At 42.0% G+C, this 18,113-nt stretch carries 16 protein-coding genes; all 16 read right to left on the reverse strand.

Translation table 11 applies throughout. The features are described 5' to 3' along the window. Positions 1–2: 2 nt before the first annotated feature. The 16 genes from acear_RS10995 to lptC all read right to left on the reverse strand — a co-directional run bounded on the left by acear_RS10995 (position 3) and on the right by lptC (position 18,093). On the reverse strand, positions 3–815 hold the full coding sequence (locus acear_RS10995; protein WP_013279092.1) for a lipopolysaccharide kinase InaA family protein: 813 nt from the start codon (positions 813–815) through the stop codon (positions 3–5). Positions 816–1,060: 245 nt separating this feature from the next. Then, positions 1,061–2,155: a glycosyltransferase gene (locus acear_RS11000; protein WP_013279093.1), complete on the reverse strand. Its 1,095-nt coding sequence runs from the start codon at positions 2,153–2,155 to the stop codon at positions 1,061–1,063. Beyond that, positions 2,133–2,912, reverse strand: a complete 780-nt coding sequence (locus acear_RS11005) for a glycosyltransferase family 2 protein (protein WP_013279094.1) — start codon at positions 2,910–2,912, stop codon at positions 2,133–2,135. Before acear_RS11005 ends, acear_RS11000 begins: the two co-directional genes overlap by 23 nt. Continuing rightward, positions 2,912–3,931 carry a lipopolysaccharide heptosyltransferase II gene (gene waaF / locus acear_RS11010; RefSeq protein WP_013279095.1) on the reverse strand — a complete coding sequence of 340 codons (1,020 nt, stop codon included), beginning with the start codon at positions 3,929–3,931 and terminating at the stop codon, positions 2,912–2,914. The genes acear_RS11005 and waaF overlap by 1 nt, the downstream gene beginning before the upstream one ends. Beyond that, positions 3,921–4,997, reverse strand: coding sequence for a glycosyltransferase family 9 protein (locus acear_RS12875; RefSeq protein ID WP_013279096.1), 1,077 nt, complete (start codon positions 4,995–4,997; stop codon positions 3,921–3,923). The genes waaF and acear_RS12875 overlap by 11 nt, the downstream gene beginning before the upstream one ends. Then, entirely contained in the window at positions 4,990–6,288 is a 1,299-nt protein-coding gene (locus acear_RS12880) for a 3-deoxy-D-manno-octulosonic acid transferase (protein WP_013279097.1), read from the reverse strand. Before acear_RS12880 ends, acear_RS12875 begins: the two co-directional genes overlap by 8 nt. Before the next feature lie 73 nt (positions 6,289–6,361). Then, positions 6,362–8,449, reverse strand: a complete 2,088-nt coding sequence (locus tag acear_RS11025) for an LPS-assembly protein LptD (protein ID WP_013279098.1) — start codon at positions 8,447–8,449, stop codon at positions 6,362–6,364. Between the two features lie 538 nt (positions 8,450–8,987). Then, on the reverse strand, positions 8,988–9,977 hold the full coding sequence (locus acear_RS11030; RefSeq protein ID WP_013279099.1) for a hypothetical protein: 990 nt from the start codon (positions 9,975–9,977) through the stop codon (positions 8,988–8,990). Between the two features lie 13 nt (positions 9,978–9,990). Continuing rightward, entirely contained in the window at positions 9,991–10,812 is an 822-nt protein-coding gene (locus acear_RS11035) for a hypothetical protein (protein ID WP_013279100.1), read from the reverse strand. A gap of 277 nt (positions 10,813–11,089) precedes the next feature. Then, complete coding sequence (locus acear_RS11040; RefSeq protein ID WP_013279101.1) at positions 11,090–12,778, reverse strand: S-layer homology domain-containing protein; 1,689 nt, start codon at positions 12,776–12,778, stop codon at positions 11,090–11,092. Positions 12,779–13,450: 672 nt separating this feature from the next. Next, positions 13,451–13,834 carry a RuvC family protein gene (locus acear_RS11045; RefSeq protein ID WP_013279102.1) on the reverse strand — a complete coding sequence of 128 codons (384 nt, stop codon included), beginning with the start codon at positions 13,832–13,834 and terminating at the stop codon, positions 13,451–13,453. 5 nt (positions 13,835–13,839) lie between these two features. Continuing rightward, the gene (locus acear_RS11050; RefSeq protein WP_013279103.1) at positions 13,840–15,075 is read right to left on the reverse strand and encodes a DUF3084 domain-containing protein; all 1,236 of its coding nucleotides are present in this window, start codon (positions 15,073–15,075) and stop codon (positions 13,840–13,842) included. A gap of 34 nt (positions 15,076–15,109) precedes the next feature. Continuing rightward, complete coding sequence (locus tag acear_RS11055) at positions 15,110–16,204, reverse strand: LptF/LptG family permease (protein WP_013279104.1); 1,095 nt, start codon at positions 16,202–16,204, stop codon at positions 15,110–15,112. 9 nt (positions 16,205–16,213) lie between these two features. Beyond that, on the reverse strand, positions 16,214–16,930 hold the full coding sequence (lptB, locus tag acear_RS11060; RefSeq protein ID WP_013279105.1) for an LPS export ABC transporter ATP-binding protein: 717 nt from the start codon (positions 16,928–16,930) through the stop codon (positions 16,214–16,216). After that, positions 16,920–17,498, reverse strand: coding sequence for an LptA/OstA family protein (locus acear_RS11065; protein WP_013279106.1), 579 nt, complete (start codon positions 17,496–17,498; stop codon positions 16,920–16,922). The genes lptB and acear_RS11065 overlap by 11 nt, the downstream gene beginning before the upstream one ends. After that, positions 17,479–18,093, reverse strand: a complete 615-nt coding sequence (gene lptC / locus acear_RS11070) for an LPS export ABC transporter periplasmic protein LptC (protein WP_013279107.1) — start codon at positions 18,091–18,093, stop codon at positions 17,479–17,481. The genes acear_RS11065 and lptC overlap by 20 nt, the downstream gene beginning before the upstream one ends. Positions 18,094–18,113 lie beyond the last annotated feature (20 nt).

The following is an 18,113-nucleotide window of genomic DNA, read 5'->3' on the forward strand; positions in this document are numbered from 1 at the left end:
TATTATCGTACTCCAAGTAAACTTCTTACCTTCTTTTTAAATTGACGCAATCTCTGTCTTCTTTCCCGCTGTTTAATCATCAAATCCAATAATTCCTGATGATGCTGTGGAGCATAATACTCCATAAATATCTCTTTCTCTTCACTTGTCAACTTAAACCGTGCCAGATCCTTAACCCGCTGCTTCTGACTTAAATTACTCTTAATCCGCCCCCGGTTCAGATCTATATAATAAAATTCCGGTTTCTCCTCTGTAAGCTTGACCAAAATATTACCCGCATGGAGATCATTATGCACAACTCCCGCCTGATGCATTCTCTTTACATCTCGGGCAATCTGCGGCAGCCAGTCTTTTAACTTATTCCGCAGAGAATGATCATAATCCTTGGCTATATCCAACAAATTATAATCATAATCAACATACTCAGTAATAAAGTAACTATAGAGCAGCTTATTAAACTTACCCCTCTTCTCCACCACCGCTACCGGGCTAGGAGTCTTAACTCCAATCTCCTCTAAAGCCAGAGCAATCTTCAGTGAACGAACAGCTTTAGAATCAAGAAAACAGAACCGCAGCTTGTCATAAGTCCGCGTTAACTTAAACTTCTTAACTGCAATATCCTCTTTAATCCCTAACTCTTTATTAGGCTCAATTCTAGTTAACAGATTACGCTTATCATAAATAGCATTTCCCGCCCTAAAATCCCTATCAAAGCTATCCAGATAGCTTCTAAACCTATCACCATCCCATCCTTCAGCTATCCAGATTAACCTAGTCCCTAAATCATCCTTTTCCTTAATATAATCCAACTCCATACTCTCACCCTTTAATAGATCTAGATTAGCAAAATAACTATTACTATCGTTACTTAAAACACTCCATTACAGATGGTCAATATGCCTCTGGCGCGACTCTTAAAACTGGTCCGGAACCATGGATGGTGGAGGACCAGTTTTTGAGAACGAATGAGGCAGGACGCCGAATGAGTGGCAAGTAGAAGAGGCATATTGACCTTCTCTGCAACATCTTGAACGAATGGCAAGCGTAAGAGATTTGTTGACTATAGATATAACTCTTCAATTTGATCTATCATACGCGTAAACGTAAATCTATCTTCTATTATATTTTTACCTATCCTACCCATTTTTTCCTTCTTAGTAGTATTAATCATTTTAATTGTCTTTTCAGCTATATCAGCCGGATTCTTACTTTCAGCCAGATAGCCTGTCTGACCGTCAACCATAATCTCAGAGATATTGCTTACATCAGTGCTGACTACCGGCTTACCTACTGCCATCGCCTCAGCAATTACAAAGCCGAAACCTTCCCAGAGTGCAGTATGTAATAAGAAATCAATCTGCTCCATGATATTATAAACATCACTTCTAAAGCCGGTAAATATAATATACTCCTCCACACCTAAAGACTTAACCTGCTTCTTGATCTTATTCTCTAGCTTTCCTTTTCCCACAACTAAAACTTTAAAGTTATTAATCTCTTCACTGAGTAACTTAACCGCCTCTACTAAGTATTTATGACCCTTCTGTCTACTTAACCGGCCTACATTACCAATTAGGACTTCATCCTCATCAATTCCAAACTCTGCTCTAATATCAGAGCCTTCCTTCTGACTTTTTATTTCATCTACTTTAATACCGTTATAAATAATCTCAATCTTATCTTCACTCAGCCACTGGACAGTATTCTCCAGAATAGTCTCTTTGGTAGACTTAGAATTAGCAATAATATCAGTTACGCAGTCCTCAAGCAGAAACTTCGTATAGAATCGATCCTTGATCGGAATTGCACTGCCGCGGCGGTAGATAATCTGGTCCACGCCGGCTAATCTGCCGCCGATTCCGCCGAATTTCAGGTCCTGGGATAAGTTTAGAAAGATGGTATCAATCTCTTCCTGTTTGAGATACTTCACAAAAGAAAAGAGCTTAACCGGATTAAGCGCCGATAAATTTCCCTTAACCGGAACTACTTTGGTTCTTAAGCCGGCCCGTTGGGCTTTCTGATATAATTCACTTTTGGCGACACTGCCGACAATCACTTCATACCCGCGGCTATCTAACTCCTCAGCCGCCTCAAAAGTCCACTTTTCACCGCCGCCCCATTCGACACAGCTGTTAAGAAATAGTATCTTCTTCATTACTATCGCTCCCCGGCTCGACTTCATACTTCTCCCAGAGCTTAACATACTTCTGGAACTGATAATAAAAAGAAAAGATTGAAAGGATTAGACCCTGCCGGCCCAACAGAAATCCCTTCTTTAAGAAGAACTTCTTGATAAACTCTAAAACAGGCCTCAGCAGCATATAGGCTAAACTCTTTTTGACCCCGGCCTGATACTTCTTTTCCGCATCTAAGGTTGTATAGTGGTTCATCTTATCCAGATAATGATCGAGATTACGGTAGGTGTAGTGAATTAAGTCATTCTCCAGCTCAACTACTTTGCCGTCCAGCTCGATTCCTTCATGGACCAGGCCGCTGTAGCTATTCTCAGCAGTCTTAAAGAGCCGCAGTGTATAATCAGGATACCAGCCGCAGTGTTTAATCCATTTACCTAAGAAGTAATTCCTCCGCGGTACCCGATAGCCCTCTACCTGCGGATTAGATAGCTTATCAAGAACCTCTTCTTTTAACTCCTCTGTTACCCGCTCATCAGCATCAACTACTAAAACCCACTCCGATTCCAGCTTCTCCAGACCGAAGTTGCGCTGAGAAGCAAAGTCATCAAACTCCCGCTGGTAAACCTTTGATGTATACTGCTGGGCCAGTTCAACAGTATCATCCTCACTGTAGGAATCAACAACAACTATCTCCTCAACCCAGTCAATACTGTCCAGACAATCAGTAATATTCTCCTCTTCATTATAAGTTAAGACTAAAGCACCGAGTGAAGCCACTACATCCCCTCCTCTACTATCTCTAGAATATCCTCCACAGTAATATCGGCCATACAGTTATGATGCTCTTCAGGACAGTGATGCTCACCGCAGGGCCGACAGTTTAGTTCAGTCTTGACCACCTGATGCTGATCGCCGTAGGGCTGGTACTTGGTCTCATCCGACGGCCCAAAGATAGCAATCGTCGGGGTACCGACAGCTGCTGCCACATGAACCGGCCCGGTATCACCGCTGATGAAGAGATCACAGAAACTGGCTAAGGCTGCCAGCTCCTTTAGGCCTGTCTTACCGGCAGCGATAACTGGTTCCGTCTCCATCTGAGCAGCTATCTCTTCTACCCGTTCGACATCACCGGGGCCGCCGAAGAAGATTACTCTGCTGTCGTAATCCCATCGGAGCCTATCAGCCAGCTGAGCAAAGCCTTCCTGCATCCACTGTTTTGTCGGCCAGCTGCCGCCGGTATTTAAACCGACCAACCGCTCAGCTTCTGTTATGCCCTGTGAAGCTAAGAACTCCTCCATAGACTCCTCAGCCTGCGGATCAATCTCCAGCTCCAGTCCTTTATCATCCAGTCCGCTAAAGCCTAGCTCCCGCAGAAAGTCGAGATAGACCTCCACCATATGCTTATTCTCACTGGAAACTAGGGACCGATCGAGCCAGATTCCTCTTCCTTTAGTACCGTAGCCTACATTATAATCAGGATTGATTATTCTAAGCAGAATCGCCGTCCGCCAGTTGCCGTGGATATTCAAACCTAAGTCATAATCATTTGAGCGCAGCTGCCGAGCAAACTGAATACTTTTGGTGATACTCCAGTCTTTGTCATAGGCGTAGACTTCATCGAAGTGGGGATTATCTTCAATAATATCATAAAAGTTAGCATTAACTATCAGATCTATCTTAGCTTCCGGATACTTCTGTCTTAAGTTTCTAAAGAAAGGAGTCGCAAATAATAAGTCTCCCATATAGAGCAGATCAATCACTACAATCCTTTCTGGTTCTCTAACTTCAGCTTCCATTTCTGTCACTCCCTAATGCTTCCCTGACTGCGTTAAATACTTCTTCCCCACTTATCTCCTTCATACATTCATTATTCCTTTCACAGACTCTATCCCAGCATTCAATACAGTCCAGCTCCGGCTGAATCACTATATGTTGACCGCCGTAAGGCCCATGGGTAGCAGCCGTTGTCGGCCCCATCAGGGCTATCACCCTCGTATCCATGGCTACAGCCAGATGCATTGGGCCGGTATCGCCGCCGATAAAGAGATCAGTTCGGTTATATACTTCGGCCAGCTCCTTTAGATTAGTTTTTCCGGCTAAATTATAGGCCGGCTGAGCCATCAGCTCCATAATCTCAGCGACACCCTCTCTATCGCCCGGTCCGCCGGTAAAGACTACTTCACAGCCTAGCTTACTAATCAGCCGGTCAGCTAAGAGAGCATATCTATCCGGCAGCCAGTCCTTAGACGACCAGCTGGTAAAGGGATTGATGGCTACCAGGGGCTGTTCTTTATTTACTTCTAGATCAGTAAGGAGTTCCTCAACCCGCTCTCTTTCTTCCTCCGTAACTGCTATATCGAAAGAAACTTCTTCACTTTCAGCGCCGATAGCTTCAGCCACAGTCAAGTTTCTGTCTATCTGATGTATCCTGTCTGGTAATTCAACCTGTTGATCATAAAATAGCCAGCTTCCTTCTCTACAGTCACCGGGGCCGATTATCCTATCTGCTCCGCTTAAGTAGGCCGTTAAACCGCTTTTGAAGAGGCCGTGGACATCCAGAGCTAGATCAAAGTCATACTTCCTTGTTAACTCATCAAAAAATCCTTTAGCCCGCTTTAATGTTGCCCACTTAGCTTCCTTAAACTCAGCCTTCCATTCTTCCTTAGGCAGTAAAATCACATTATCCAAGTTAGGATTATCCACTACTAGATCCTGGGCCTTACTTTCCACAATCCAGCTAATCTCCGCCTCGGGATAGCTCTCCCGCACAGCTTTGGCTACCGGCAGAGCATGGATCACATCCCCGATAGCACTTAATCTAATAATTAAGATCCTTTCTATTTGGTCCAGCTTCTTATTCATAGCTCTTAACTCCTATCAATTCAGCAGCTAATTGGGCATTCCGCTCCGCTGCCCCTTGATTGGCTTCTATCATCTGACGGGCCTGCCGGCCCTTAGCTTCTAATTCTTCCTGATTCTCAAGGTAATAAAGCATCTTCTCAGCCAGTTCATCAGAATCTCCAACCTGAATCCCTACGCCGTGTTCTAGGACCATTCTAGTATTATCCTTAAAGTTAAACATATGCGGCCCAAAGAAGACCAGCTTACCTTGGGCCGCCGGCTCTAAAATATTATGTCCGCCGCGTTTGATCAGACTACCGCCGATAAAGACTAGATCAGCTATGCTGTAGACCTGGGCTAACTCACCTATAGTATCCAACAGGATTACCGGTTCGTCGGTCCGCTGTTCTATCTCCGTCCGGCAGACCAGATCTATTCCTGCCTGACTGTAAAGCTCAGTTATCTCCTCTTTCCGCTCAATATAGCGGGGCGCCAGAATCATCACTAACTCAGGAAAATTATCCTTTAGGCGCTGATAGACCGGAAGGAGCTGCTCTTCTTCATCATCATGGGTACTACCCATCACTATAACCGGCTGGTCATCACTTAGCTGGAATCTATCATACAGCTCACTCTCCAACTCAGCACCGGACTCACCGTACTCCTGATCAAACTTGATATTACCGTTGTTCCAGACCCGCTCTTTAACAGCCCCTAACTCCAGAATTCGGTCTGCATCCTGCTCAGACTGCATACTTAAGATATCTATGTTAGCCAAAACCTTTTTAAGCAACGGTTTAAAGTACTTATAACTCTTTAGACTACCGTCACTGATTCGTCCGCTGGCCACCATCGTCTTACAGTCAAACTTTTCGGCTGCTTTAAGAAAGTTAGGCCACAGCTCCGTCTCAATCATAATCACTAACTCCGGTTTAATCCGGCCTAACACCTTATTTACAATCCAGGGAAAATCCAATGGAAAGTAGATAACCCCATCAGCCTCATCAATACTCTTATGGGCCATATTCCGGCCGGTATCCGTCATCGTCGAAAATAGAATCTTATGATCCGGACACCGCTCCTTAAGCTCAGTAACCAGCGAAGCAGCAGCCGCCGTTTCACCAACCGAAGCAGCATGAATCCAGATCACATCCTCCGTCCGCCATTGACTAACCTCAGCCGGCAGAAATCCCAGCCGCTCCTTGAACCCTTCCCGATACTGCCCCTTAATCAACATCTTATAAAGCAGAACCGGCGCAAACAAGAGTAGGAGCAAGGTTAATAACAGATTATATAGTAAATACCAGATCATTAATTATCCCTCATCTTTTCAAAGTAATTACATAGCTTTTCTCTATCAATTTTAAATGGAATCCCGAGCAGAATCAATATTTGATCTCATATTTAAGCTCAACAACTCTTTCCAACGGTTCCTCCGGCTCATCCTCATCTTCTATCCAGTCAAAAGTTAAGCTTAAATCCATACAGTCATAGACCCGCTTAATCTCCAATGTCCGCGTTGGATAGATATTATCAATTATATCATACTTTAACTTACCATCTACACTCCAGTAAGCATGATCTTGCTTCTTACTTTCATAATTAAGATCCAGAGTAGCAGTAGTATACTCCCTACTCAAAAGATCATACTCCATAATCCCTTTAGCATGAAAGTAATTATTCTGGCGGGAATTTATCTCATAATCTAAACCGAAATTAATCTTATCCCTTAGATTAGGATTATACTCCGCCTCTGAATTATCGTAATCAGTAAACTCTTCATCATAATTACTCATCTCTTCTCGTTCGATATCCCTATCCTTTATACTCCAGGAAGCATCTTCAGGCAGTCGGCGGTATTCATAATCAAGAATTCCCAGTAATGAATCTGTCAACGTATGGCGGTAGTTAGCCTCATAGCCGTAATAATCATAACTGTTACCTGGTTCATAGACAGCCCGGTGGACATCTGCCTCCCACTTTAGCTTCTGGTCCTCACCAAGCGTAATCCAGTGGCCGTCCAGAACAAAGTCATAATACCGCCGCCAGCCTGTCCAACCTAAGTAACTGCTTTCATCATTCAGCTCATCCTTGAAGGCCTCAAATTCTTCCGGCCTCCCGCCTAATTCATGGACATAATCGAAACCGGCTTCAATATCAGTCACCTTCTCCAAACCATGTTCAAGATAAAAACCGGTCTGATAGGAGCTGTACTCCTGATCAGTCCCATACCAGGCCTTGCGGAGAACAGTATCAGTATCCAGAGTAGTATCCGGGCCTAATTCATAATCCTCACTCCAGACTGTCCACTTCAGATCCTGGCGCCTTATCTCACTGCTTTCATCAAGCTCATTATAAGTTTCATCATCATCATCTTCATCATCCTCATCAGTGCTAAACGGACCAGTATCATACCGATCATCAAAATAAACATCACCGATTCGATACTTAAGATTACTGATTAACCCGAACTTACCTACCGCAGAATCAAAACTTCCTAAGGTTAGCTGCGGAGAATAATTCCATTCCTTATGATAATCCCGTTCTAACTGCCAGTAAAGACCACCTTGCTGCTGGCGCAGCTTAATATCTCCAATTATCTCTCCTCTATCAACCTCTTTAGGCCTGTCATACTTGGCATCAAAGTCCAGATTAAAGCCGTAATCAAAATCGCCGTCAAAGATAAACCTGCTGTACCAGCCTTCCTCTTCCTGGTAATCAAAGATAGGATTCAATTCTATATCATTAGTTACATCATAATCATAATCAAACCGCAGTTCATTTGCATCTCTAGAGGTCCATCTTGTATGAATATCCCCCTGCAGATCACGGCTGATAAAGTGTTCATAATCCAGTTCCATATAATAACCACTGTTACTAGTATAACCAATAATCGGTACCGGTGTCAACTCCACATTATGCTTTAATGAATATTTATAAACAGGGTAGCTAAAGACATGTCTGCCAAAGAGCCAGACCTCTACATCTTCAGCTATCAAGATATCATCAGGATGGATATTAACCTTCTCAGCCGTAAACTTATAATGTGCATCAGAACTTTCACAGGTAGTCAGATCAGCATTATCAATCTTAAAATCGCCCTTTATCATCTTAATTTCATCACCGCTAATCTTATTACCCTCTATCTCACCATCAGCATCAATAAACTTTCCCTGCTTAGTCCCATAATTATAAAGCAGCTTCGGACCGGTTAATTCCCTATTCGGTTCACGATAGACCACATTGCCCTCCGCCAGCAGATCCTTAGTATCCAGATCAATATTCACACTCTCCGCCAGCAGAACCTTTCGACCGAAATCAACCTCAACCTCACCCCGAGCCTTCACAAACCCCGCCGTCCGATCTATAGTCAGATTATCAGCCTCTATACTAAAAGGAGCCTCCCGAGCCGAAACAGGTATCGTAAATATTATCATCATTATTGCTATCCAGATTACAGCCTTCTTAGCCACTAAATACACCTCTTTTGGTGATATTATTATTAGTCAAGATTCTTTCGCATTATTATTGCAAATAGTCAATATGTGTCTAGAGCAACTTTCATTGGTGATAACAATCTATTACAGATGGTCAATATACCTCTGGCGCGACTCTTAATATTGTTAATTGAAATACTTTATTACAAATAGTCAATATGTCTCCGGAACGGCTAACTGTAATGTTTTGTTGCAAATAGTCAATATGTGTCTAGAGCGACTCTTAAAAAGAACTTGGAGCCATGGACGGCGGAAAGTTCTTTTTTGAGAGTGAGTGAGACAGGACGTCGAACGAACGGCAAGCGGCGGACACATATTGACTATCTCTGCAATATCATAAATGAATGGCAAGCGAAAGAAACATATTGACTATACAATTCTATATCCGCAAATAATTATCCTGTAAGTAAATTTTCCTTTTCTTAACACAAATTAAGATACCTGAAATAGCCTAACTGCTATTCAGGTATCTTGGAAGCTAACTTAATTATTAGATTAATCAGCACTACCTTTATTACTCTCTACCACTTTTATTCTTCTCTTTTAGCTTATCATCCATATTCTCTTTCATTCCCGGACGAATCGGCAGTCCAAAAGCAACTGTCGGAACTTTTGTTTCAACAAAGAAAGGCTGCCCGGGCTTGATCACCTCTTCTTCTCCCTTGACAAAGTAACCGGTTACCAGACCAACCGGACCTAAGACAGCCGTTCCTAAAATACTGGCTCCTAGAGCTAATTTCATAGATTTATTCTTCTCAGCAGCCTTTTCATCCAGGATAAGCCTCAGCTCTGTATTGTCCAGTAGATTAATCTCATTAAAGCTTAATTTAATCTTGCCGTCCTGGCCGAAGTTCTTAGCCTTCTCTACTGACTCCACAGTAGCAGTTCCTACACTACCAGCCGGCAGTACTAATCTGCCGTCTACCAATAAATCCTCCACTACTCTATACTTAATTTCTCGGCTTTCACTTATATTATCAGAACTTACCTTCTCCAAAAACTCTATCTTAACTAAGGATTGGGCCGGAATTTCTATTTCCTTTACCTTAATCTTGCCCTCAGGCAGACTGTAATTAATTAAGTTACCCATCCGGCTGGAGATCGAGCCTGACTGCTTCTCGCCTAACAGCAGCTTCTCTAAATTAATTAACCGCTCCTTAATCGGCCCCTGTTCTACTCGCTGCTGGAGAGTCCACTCCAAAGCTCCGATCGTAAAACAGAGCGAAGGCCGGTGGGGCTGATTGGACAAGACTAGATTAAAGATACGCTCGCCCCGTTCTATTAAGGAACCGGACATCTTTCTTCCGTATAACTGCTTCTCTAAATCCTTAATCCGCTGCAATAAAGATTCTTCTCCCTCTTTATTACGGCCGTATAGCTTCTTTTCTACCTGCTGTAGCTTACTTAAAGAAAAGCTGGGCTGTAGGTCTTCAGCCTGTAGATTTAAGCTTACTACTGGTACCACTAATAGAATTATTAATCCGATAGATAGCGCCTTCTTCATTCTGCTTGACCTCCTAAAATTTAAATTCCAATTCAACATTTGCTTCCTTAGGCTTTAAGCTTTCCCAGATTTCTTGTGAACCATCTGCTTCATTCTTATCACTTAATTGATAACCCAACTTCACACTGGTGTCATCATTTACATATAAATCCAGTCCTAAATCCAGCAGTTTAGATTCAAAATTAGAATCTTTACCAACCTTATCCCCTGCTTCATCATCTATCATAGTATAAATTGCCTTCAGTTTAGCAAAATCATTAATGCCGATTTCAACTCCGGTTGAGTTTAGCCGCTTCTCCTCTAGCTCCTCTATCTGATACTGGAAAGCAATCTGTTCTGCATCATCATTATACTTAACTCCTACCACAGTAGTAGTCGCCTCGTCATCTGCAGAATCTTCTTTAAAATAATTAGCAAAAACAGAAGTCCGCTCTGAAGTATCATAATCAATTCCGATCTTCTGAATATTCTCCATCGATTCTTCACTGCTGTCAAGCTTCTTATCTGTGCTATCCATTCCAGCTAAATTATAGCCGTCACTCTTCTGTTCTCCGGTTAAATAATAGCCGGCATTGAGGTTTAATCTATGGTTTAATTTATAATCTATATCAAAACCTAAATTCGAATCCATTCTACCCTCAGTAAGCTCATAGCTGCCGTCCACCAAAACTCCCGGCAGAACAGCCAGCTCCAGCCCTGTCTTCTTTTGTACTATAATCTCTTCTTTAGAAAAGAAATCAATCTTATCATCTATTTTTTTCTGATTCTCATAGAAGGTAATTCCCTTAACTAACTTCTTTCCTTCTTGAACCTCATCATCTGTTGTTGAATTCATCACTTCCTCTTTTAAGTTAGTCTCAAAGAGGGATAAAGAGTCTGGATTAGACGCCTGAGTCCATGTTGAAGCCAGGACCAATAATACAATAAAAATTATTAAAGTATAATATCTCTTCATGGCTATCGATCATCTAAAATGACCTTCTACCCCTCCTTTCGTGGTTTTAGTATGTATTATAGAATGTATTCTAGATTAAACATCAAATCCCTTCATATGAAGAAAATAAAAAGCCTCCGGAGTTACCCGGAGGCCAGTAGTCAAGTTAAACACCTGCTTAGAATTTGATGTTAAGTTCTCCATTGATGGATTCAGCTTTATAATCTTCCTCAGCTGAAGTTCCATTATTCTCAAAGTCTAATACTCGGTAGTTAACTCCAACAGTAGTACTATCAGTTAATTTATGGTCAGCACCTACTGCATAGTAAGTTCTTTCAGTATCTTTAGTTCCTTGTACAGTTTCGTACTGAACATCACCAGTTACAGCAGTAGCATCAGTTAGAGCATACTCATTTCTGATGTCTAAAGTGCTTGTCTCTTCGCCATTATCAATATCTTCTAATTCATAATCCACGACAGTAGCTAACTTATTATCAAAGTAACTACCTTCTAAACCAGCATTAAGAGTTGTTGTATCGTTGTCAGCATCAGCTAATTCATAACTACCGGATAGAGTAGTAGTTTCATCTACAGCATACTTAGCTCCTACTTCAGTAGTGAAGATATCTTCATTAGCCAATTCTTCATCTTCTACACTGGCAAAGACATTAAGTCCCGGAGCTACGTCCATATCACCAGCAACTCTAACTCCTTTGATACCTGGTTCGTAGTCTTCTCCAGCATCATAAATGTCATCATCAGCTTTGAGAGTATTAACTACTTCAAAGTTTTCTCCTACTTTCTTATACCCAACAGTAGTATTGATGCCTGCTAACTTAGTAGCTACTTCGCCATCTACTAAATAGTTATTCTCTTGATCATTATCAAAGGCAAAGTACTTAACATTAGAATCTACTTCCGGCATTAACTCAGTTGCAGCAGTTACGCCGTAGATTCCTTCCTCATCAGCTTCAAGATATTGACCAGTCACATCGATTCCAGCAATATTTCTAGCTGCTTCAAGTCCTAAGATGTCTTGAGCATCACTTTGATCTGCAGTATCATCATCCTGTCCTTTAAAGACCATTAAGTCTGTGTCAAACAGATTAGCTGTTGCTTCTATACCTTCCACATCTTCTTCATTATAGAAGTAATCAGTTACGTGGTAATCCTCAAAGTCACCTATTCTCAATCCGTAGTTAGGATTAGTAACTGCCAATAAAGCATTATCTAAACTAAGCTCCTTAGAATCTTCATCTTTAGTTTGGCCATCCCAGCTAGTAAAGTCGCCAAAGCCGTCAGTAATTGTGTCTAAAGTCAAAGTCACGTTAGTATTCTCATCAACAATTGTCTGAATGTCAAAGTCAAACTCCTGCTTTAGCTCTTCTTGGGCCGGAGCATCATCATCTAAAGTGTCATCCCAATCTTCCCAATACTGATCTTCATTACCAGTAATAGTTCCCTCTACATTAGTATCAGTAAAGACTGTAGTAGCTTCTCCACCGATCTTAACATTGAGTCCTTTATCCTCTAAAGCAGTAACTCTATTATCCAAAGCTGCTAGTTCATCACTAAACTCAGCAGTTAAGGCCTCTGCTGCTTCCATTACCTTATCTGTGGCTTCTCCTTCTTCTACCTGAGAAGAAATTCTAGCAGCAATAACTGCCATCTCATAACGAGTTAACTTCTCATCTCCTTTAAAGGTACCGTCTTCATATCCTGTAACAATTCCTGCTTCACTTACTTCTTTGATTGCATCATACGCCCAGTGGTCAGCCGGTACATCAGTAAATGGACTAGCCATTACCGGTGTAGCCAGCGCTAAAATCATTGCTATAGCTAATACAATAGATACTTTCTTCGTCATTTTCTTGTCCCCCTAGATTATTTAGTAGTTGATTTTTGGTTGTATTTTACTTTAGCTTAGCTACTTATTTCTATATAGAGGGGATCTCAGAAAACGAGTGACCAAGTTTCCTCTTTTCCGATAACCCTGTCTAATATAGTTTTTAGCCTAGCTAAAGTAGTTTAATTAACATCACCTTTAAGTATCCGCCGTAGGTATCCGGGGTTTCACCTCCTTTCCTGCCCAGCGACTTAACTTAAAAGTGAAAATTTATTGGCTAAAATAAGTGGTTAACTGAATAACGGAATAACAGAATATGTAACTTATTTACTTTATCTGTTTTGTTCTATATTATTATTTCTACTTAATTCGACATATTCCTGCAAAAAAATTGAAGAAAAAGTTGGAAACTTACATTTTCACAAACAGCTTAAATCTTAAGTCTAATTTAATTATTGTCTAACTTAATTATTCTCCGCTACCTGCCTGAATCCTCTTGATAAATTAAACCAAAAAAGACAGAATCCTCTGCAGATAGAAATCCACAGAGGATGAAGTAAATTATGTAAGTAATCAACTTTTTAATTTGCAGCAATTCTTACTATTTCTCCGGAGCGACTCTTAAAATTAGCCCGAAGCTACGACGGCGGAAGGGCTAATTTTTGAGAATGAATGAGACAGGACGTCGATTGATTATTCTGCCAAATATCTTCGGATTAAAATAACTGCTACATAACCATCAACAGCCTCTGGCGGAGTCTGAAAGGAAGTCGGCACTAATCTACGCCAGCTGCTGGGAGGATTGGACTGCCAGTAAAGTTTCCTGGCTTCCAGAGTAGAATTGGTTTCATCCACCTGATGAATCTCAAATCCATCAGAGTCCAGCCTATCAAGCAGTTCTGATGATGAAGTCCCATCCCCAATAACTATTTTATTCACTCTATACTCTGCTATTAGCTCTTCAATCCTGTCAAGTATCCGGTCTGTAGCCACTACTTCACAGATCTCTATCTCTTCCTTATCTATCATCAAAGCCAGGCCGCATTTGTCACGGCCGGGGTCTATACCTAAGATCACTCAGCTCACCTCTCTTTGGACTGCACAACAAACTCAATATTCGAAGTTAATGAATCACTACGCCAGATATCCTCTAGTGCTACTATCTCAATTATCACCGGCTTCTCAGCCTGATTGATCCGTTCAAATAAGGAATAAAAACGGCTAAAGCCTAAGCTGCCTACCTTTCCCTGACCATCAGGAATTAAACCGTCCTTGATTGCCTGACCGTTAACCTCTGTTAAGAAAGTCTCAATCTTTCCTTCTAACTGCTTTAAAGAACCGACTTCTTCAATCTCCGTCTGGGCTACTACTTCATCCTGTTGATAAACTTGATAATCTTCATATAATTTAAACTTAGCTAATACTTCTTCATCCTTTAGAGTATTCTTCTGCGCAATTAAGCGGACTACCATTCGTTCACCCTGCTGATGCAGCAGTTTAGCCGTCTGGAGTAGATCCTCTTCATACATCTTGATTACGCGTTTGCTGCCCTGTTTTTCAATTCCTCTATCCAAAGCAGCCTGATTGGCTTCTACAATAAATTGATCCAGCTTATTAACTATCTCCTGGTCCGGCTGGCCGCCCTGAATCACCTTCGAAGAGATAACTTCACCCTTCTGATAAACTATATCACCTACCATTGAATCCAAATACTTCTGACCGACAAACTTCAGACTATAGGATAGGCTATTAACCTTCTCCTCTAATTTCTTCTTCTGGCCTGTTAAATCTTCAATCTTTTCTTCTAAGGAATTAACTTCCTGGCCTAAATTATCAACTTTGGTAGCCAGCTTTTCTTTTACCTCTGTTAATTCAGTCAATTCCCCTTCGGTCTGCTTTAGCTTTTCTTGGGTAGCCTCATACTCAGAACTCGTCTCTTTTAGCTGTTTATTTATCTTCTCCTTCTGTTTCTTTAGAGAGGTTAACTCCTCTCCTTTAGCCTGAATCTGCTGCTGCATATCCTGTAGTTTATTATCTTTAACCTCAACCTTATGGTTTAAAGTATTCAATTCCTTAACCATAGCCTGCATATTAAACAGGGCCATTCTAACTCCGCGGGAAGTAACCAATAACAGAGTAATCGTAGTAGTAGCAATCAGAATTCCTGTCAGTATTGTTACTAAAATCGAAGTATGCCGCGGCCGCAAACCGAAAAGCGACAGACGCTTCCGTCCTACTTTCATTCCGATCTGATCACCGATATAGGCAATCAAACCGCTGATAAGAATTACAGCCGCAATTAAGATAGCATTATACATTATTCTCCCTCCCTACTGGTTAGCCCCGCAGTGATCAACGCGACATCTTGATTATTAAACCGGTTCCTACTAAACCAAAGATAATATTCTGAAGCCAGGCTCCCACCGCCGGCGGTAAAGTTCCGGTCTGGCCTAGAGTAGAACCGATAGTCATCAAGGTATAATAGATAAAGATAATTACAATACTCAATCCTAAACCGATAGAAGCTCCCGAACGGTTAGGCTGTAGCCCTAATGGTGCCCCAATTAACGCAAAGATGAAACAGGAAAACGGAATTGCATACCGCTGATAATACAACACCTTCAGAGAAGCTACATCCTTGCCTTCTTCCTCTTTTAAATTTATATGTCGATTCAGTTCTTCTATACTCATTTCGTCAGGATCCTTCTGGGCCCGAGAAATTTCTTTAGGCTCTCTATTCAGCTTCTTTACAGTATAAGTCTCAAACTCCATTGTCGGTACTTTATCTTTAGAATTCACATTATAGATGGTTCCGTCAATAAACTGCCACCGTTCATCTGTCCATCTAGCCCGTTTAGCTTCAATAACCTGAACTAACTTGCCATTCTGATAATCCTGAAGACTTACCTCCTCCATAGTCAGATCAGAACCATCAAAGTGATAAGCATAAAAGATATAATCAATCTTTCCTGTCTTCTTATCCAGAGGGGCTATCCGCAGATTCTTCTGGGTGGTCGGCATCTTTTCCTGATGCTTTATATTCCAGACTATCCTCCGGTAGGCATCCTTACTCTGGGGAACAATAGTCTCATTAGCCAGAATCGTCAGTCCGCTGAGCAGCAAAGCTACAATCAACACCGGAATAATCAGCCTAATAAAGCTAACTCCTCCTGCCTTCAAAGCTACAACCTCACTATCACCCGACAGCCGACCAAAAGAGAGTAATGTAGCCAGCAGCATAGACATAGGAAAGGTCAGTACAATCACTTCCGGCAGGCTGAGTATAAATAACTGTCCAGCAGTAACTGCCGAAACTCCCCATTCAATCATCAAATCGGCCAGCTCAAACAGAATATCAGTCCCTACAAAGATACTGGTAAAGGCAAATATTCCAAATAATAGGGGAGATAATAATTCAGTTAATAGGTATCTATCTATTATCTTCATCCTGCCACCTCACATCCGAAACTTATCACCTAAATAGAACTTTCTAGCTATCTCACTATCGGCAATCTCCTCCGAAGTACCCGACAGAAGAATCTCTCCTTCATGCATAATATAGGCCCGGTCAGTAATCTCTAAGGTCTCCCGAACACTATGGTCAGTCACCAACACTCCAAAATCATTCTCCTTTAGATAAGAAATAATATCCTGGATATCATTGACAGCTATCGGATCAACGCCAGCAAAAGGCTCATCCAACAGAATATAATCCGGATCCGTTACCAAAGCCCTAGCAATCTCAGCTCTGCGCCGCTCCCCGCCAGAGAGAGTATATCCCTTCTGGTGGCGGATATCCTGAATACCGAACTCATCCAACAGAGAATTAAGAATTTCTTCATCCTCTTCCTTGCGGTCAATCATCTCTAAAATAGCCCTAATATTCTCTTCAACTGTTAACTTCCGAAAGATAGATGCCTCCTGGGCCAAATAACCGATTCCGGCTCTAGCCCGCTTATGCATAGAAAGGTCAGTTACATCTTGGTCATTGAGATAGATTCGACCCTGGTTGGGCCTAATTAAGCCCACCACCATATAAAAAGTTGTCGTCTTACCGGCTCCATTAGGACCTAGAATTCCTACAATCTCGCCGGGATCAACCTTGAAGTTCACCTGATCAACTACATCTACTCCATCGTAGGTCTTAACCAAATTTTCAGCTCTAATTGTCATTGGTTTCACTCTCCGATTCCAGATCACTTGAAGGAAGGGTCAGCTTAGTTCTACCTTTAGAAGACATTCTCTCTGTCTCTAAATCAATAGTCACCTTCTGGCCGGTCAGCCGCCGCTCCTGATTAACTACTACTACATCACCGGTCAAGACTGCCTGCCTCTTCTGGTAGAGAATCCGCATCTGTTCAGCATCAGCCTCCATGGTATCCGACTGCAGATGGGCCTTCTGCGGGACAAATACTTCCTCCGCAGCAAAATCTATCTCTAATCTTTTGCCGGTTACCTGCCAGCCCTGGCTGACTAACACCGGAGGATCGCCGGTCATCAATCCGGTCTCAGCCTCATTATCTACTTCAAATCTATCGCCTGTCATTCGTCCCTGGCTGCTGTTAACCTCTACATTTCCAGTAGCCACTATACTCTTCTTTTCCAGTATCATTTCATCTGCCAGAATCTCCATCTCTCCGCCAGCCTCTTTAGCCTCCTTAGCCCCAGCTAAAGAGGTTACAGTGATAACTGCTAAACTAAACAGTACTATAGGTAATAATTTACTCTTCTCTAGCAGCATTAATCTCACCTGCCTTCGGCTTATACTGAGCTGCTCTCACATTTCCTGTAACATGTAACTTATTCAGATCTACTTTAGCTGTAAAGCGCTCTCCTGTAATCTTAACTTCCTGCTGGTAATGGATAATAACTATACTGCCCTTACCAATCCAGCGGTTCTCTTTCTGATCCCACCGTAAAGTATCAGCTTTAATCTCAACCTTATCATTTTGAACCTCGACCGGACCTTCAAACTCCAATCTACCTTTCTGCGGCCAGTAATATCCCTGCGGCGCCGTCAGAGTAGCCTGTAAGTCTGTAGCACCGCCCTGTTTATCGTAAGCCTTAATCACTACCTGTTGTAGATTAAGTTCAGATTCACTGCTGGACTGAGACAGTCTGTCTGCTATTAACTTTAATTCAGTACTTCCTTCATCACTACTTACATTAATTTCTACTCTGCTGGCCTCTCGTTGGGGTACCTGCTCTTCTGTCTGTTCCTGCTGCGAAGAAGGGGAGGGTGGGCTGTCTGTACCGTCGTCAGCAGCTAATCCCCAATAAATACCGCCGGTAATAAGTATTAAACTAAGAATTAAGCCTAACCACCGCTTATTCACACTTACTCCCCCTCCAAGCC

Origin of the sequence: Acetohalobium arabaticum DSM 5501 (genome assembly GCF_000144695.1) — a bacterium.
GTDB lineage: Bacteria > Bacillota > Halanaerobiia > Halobacteroidales > Acetohalobiaceae > Acetohalobium > Acetohalobium arabaticum.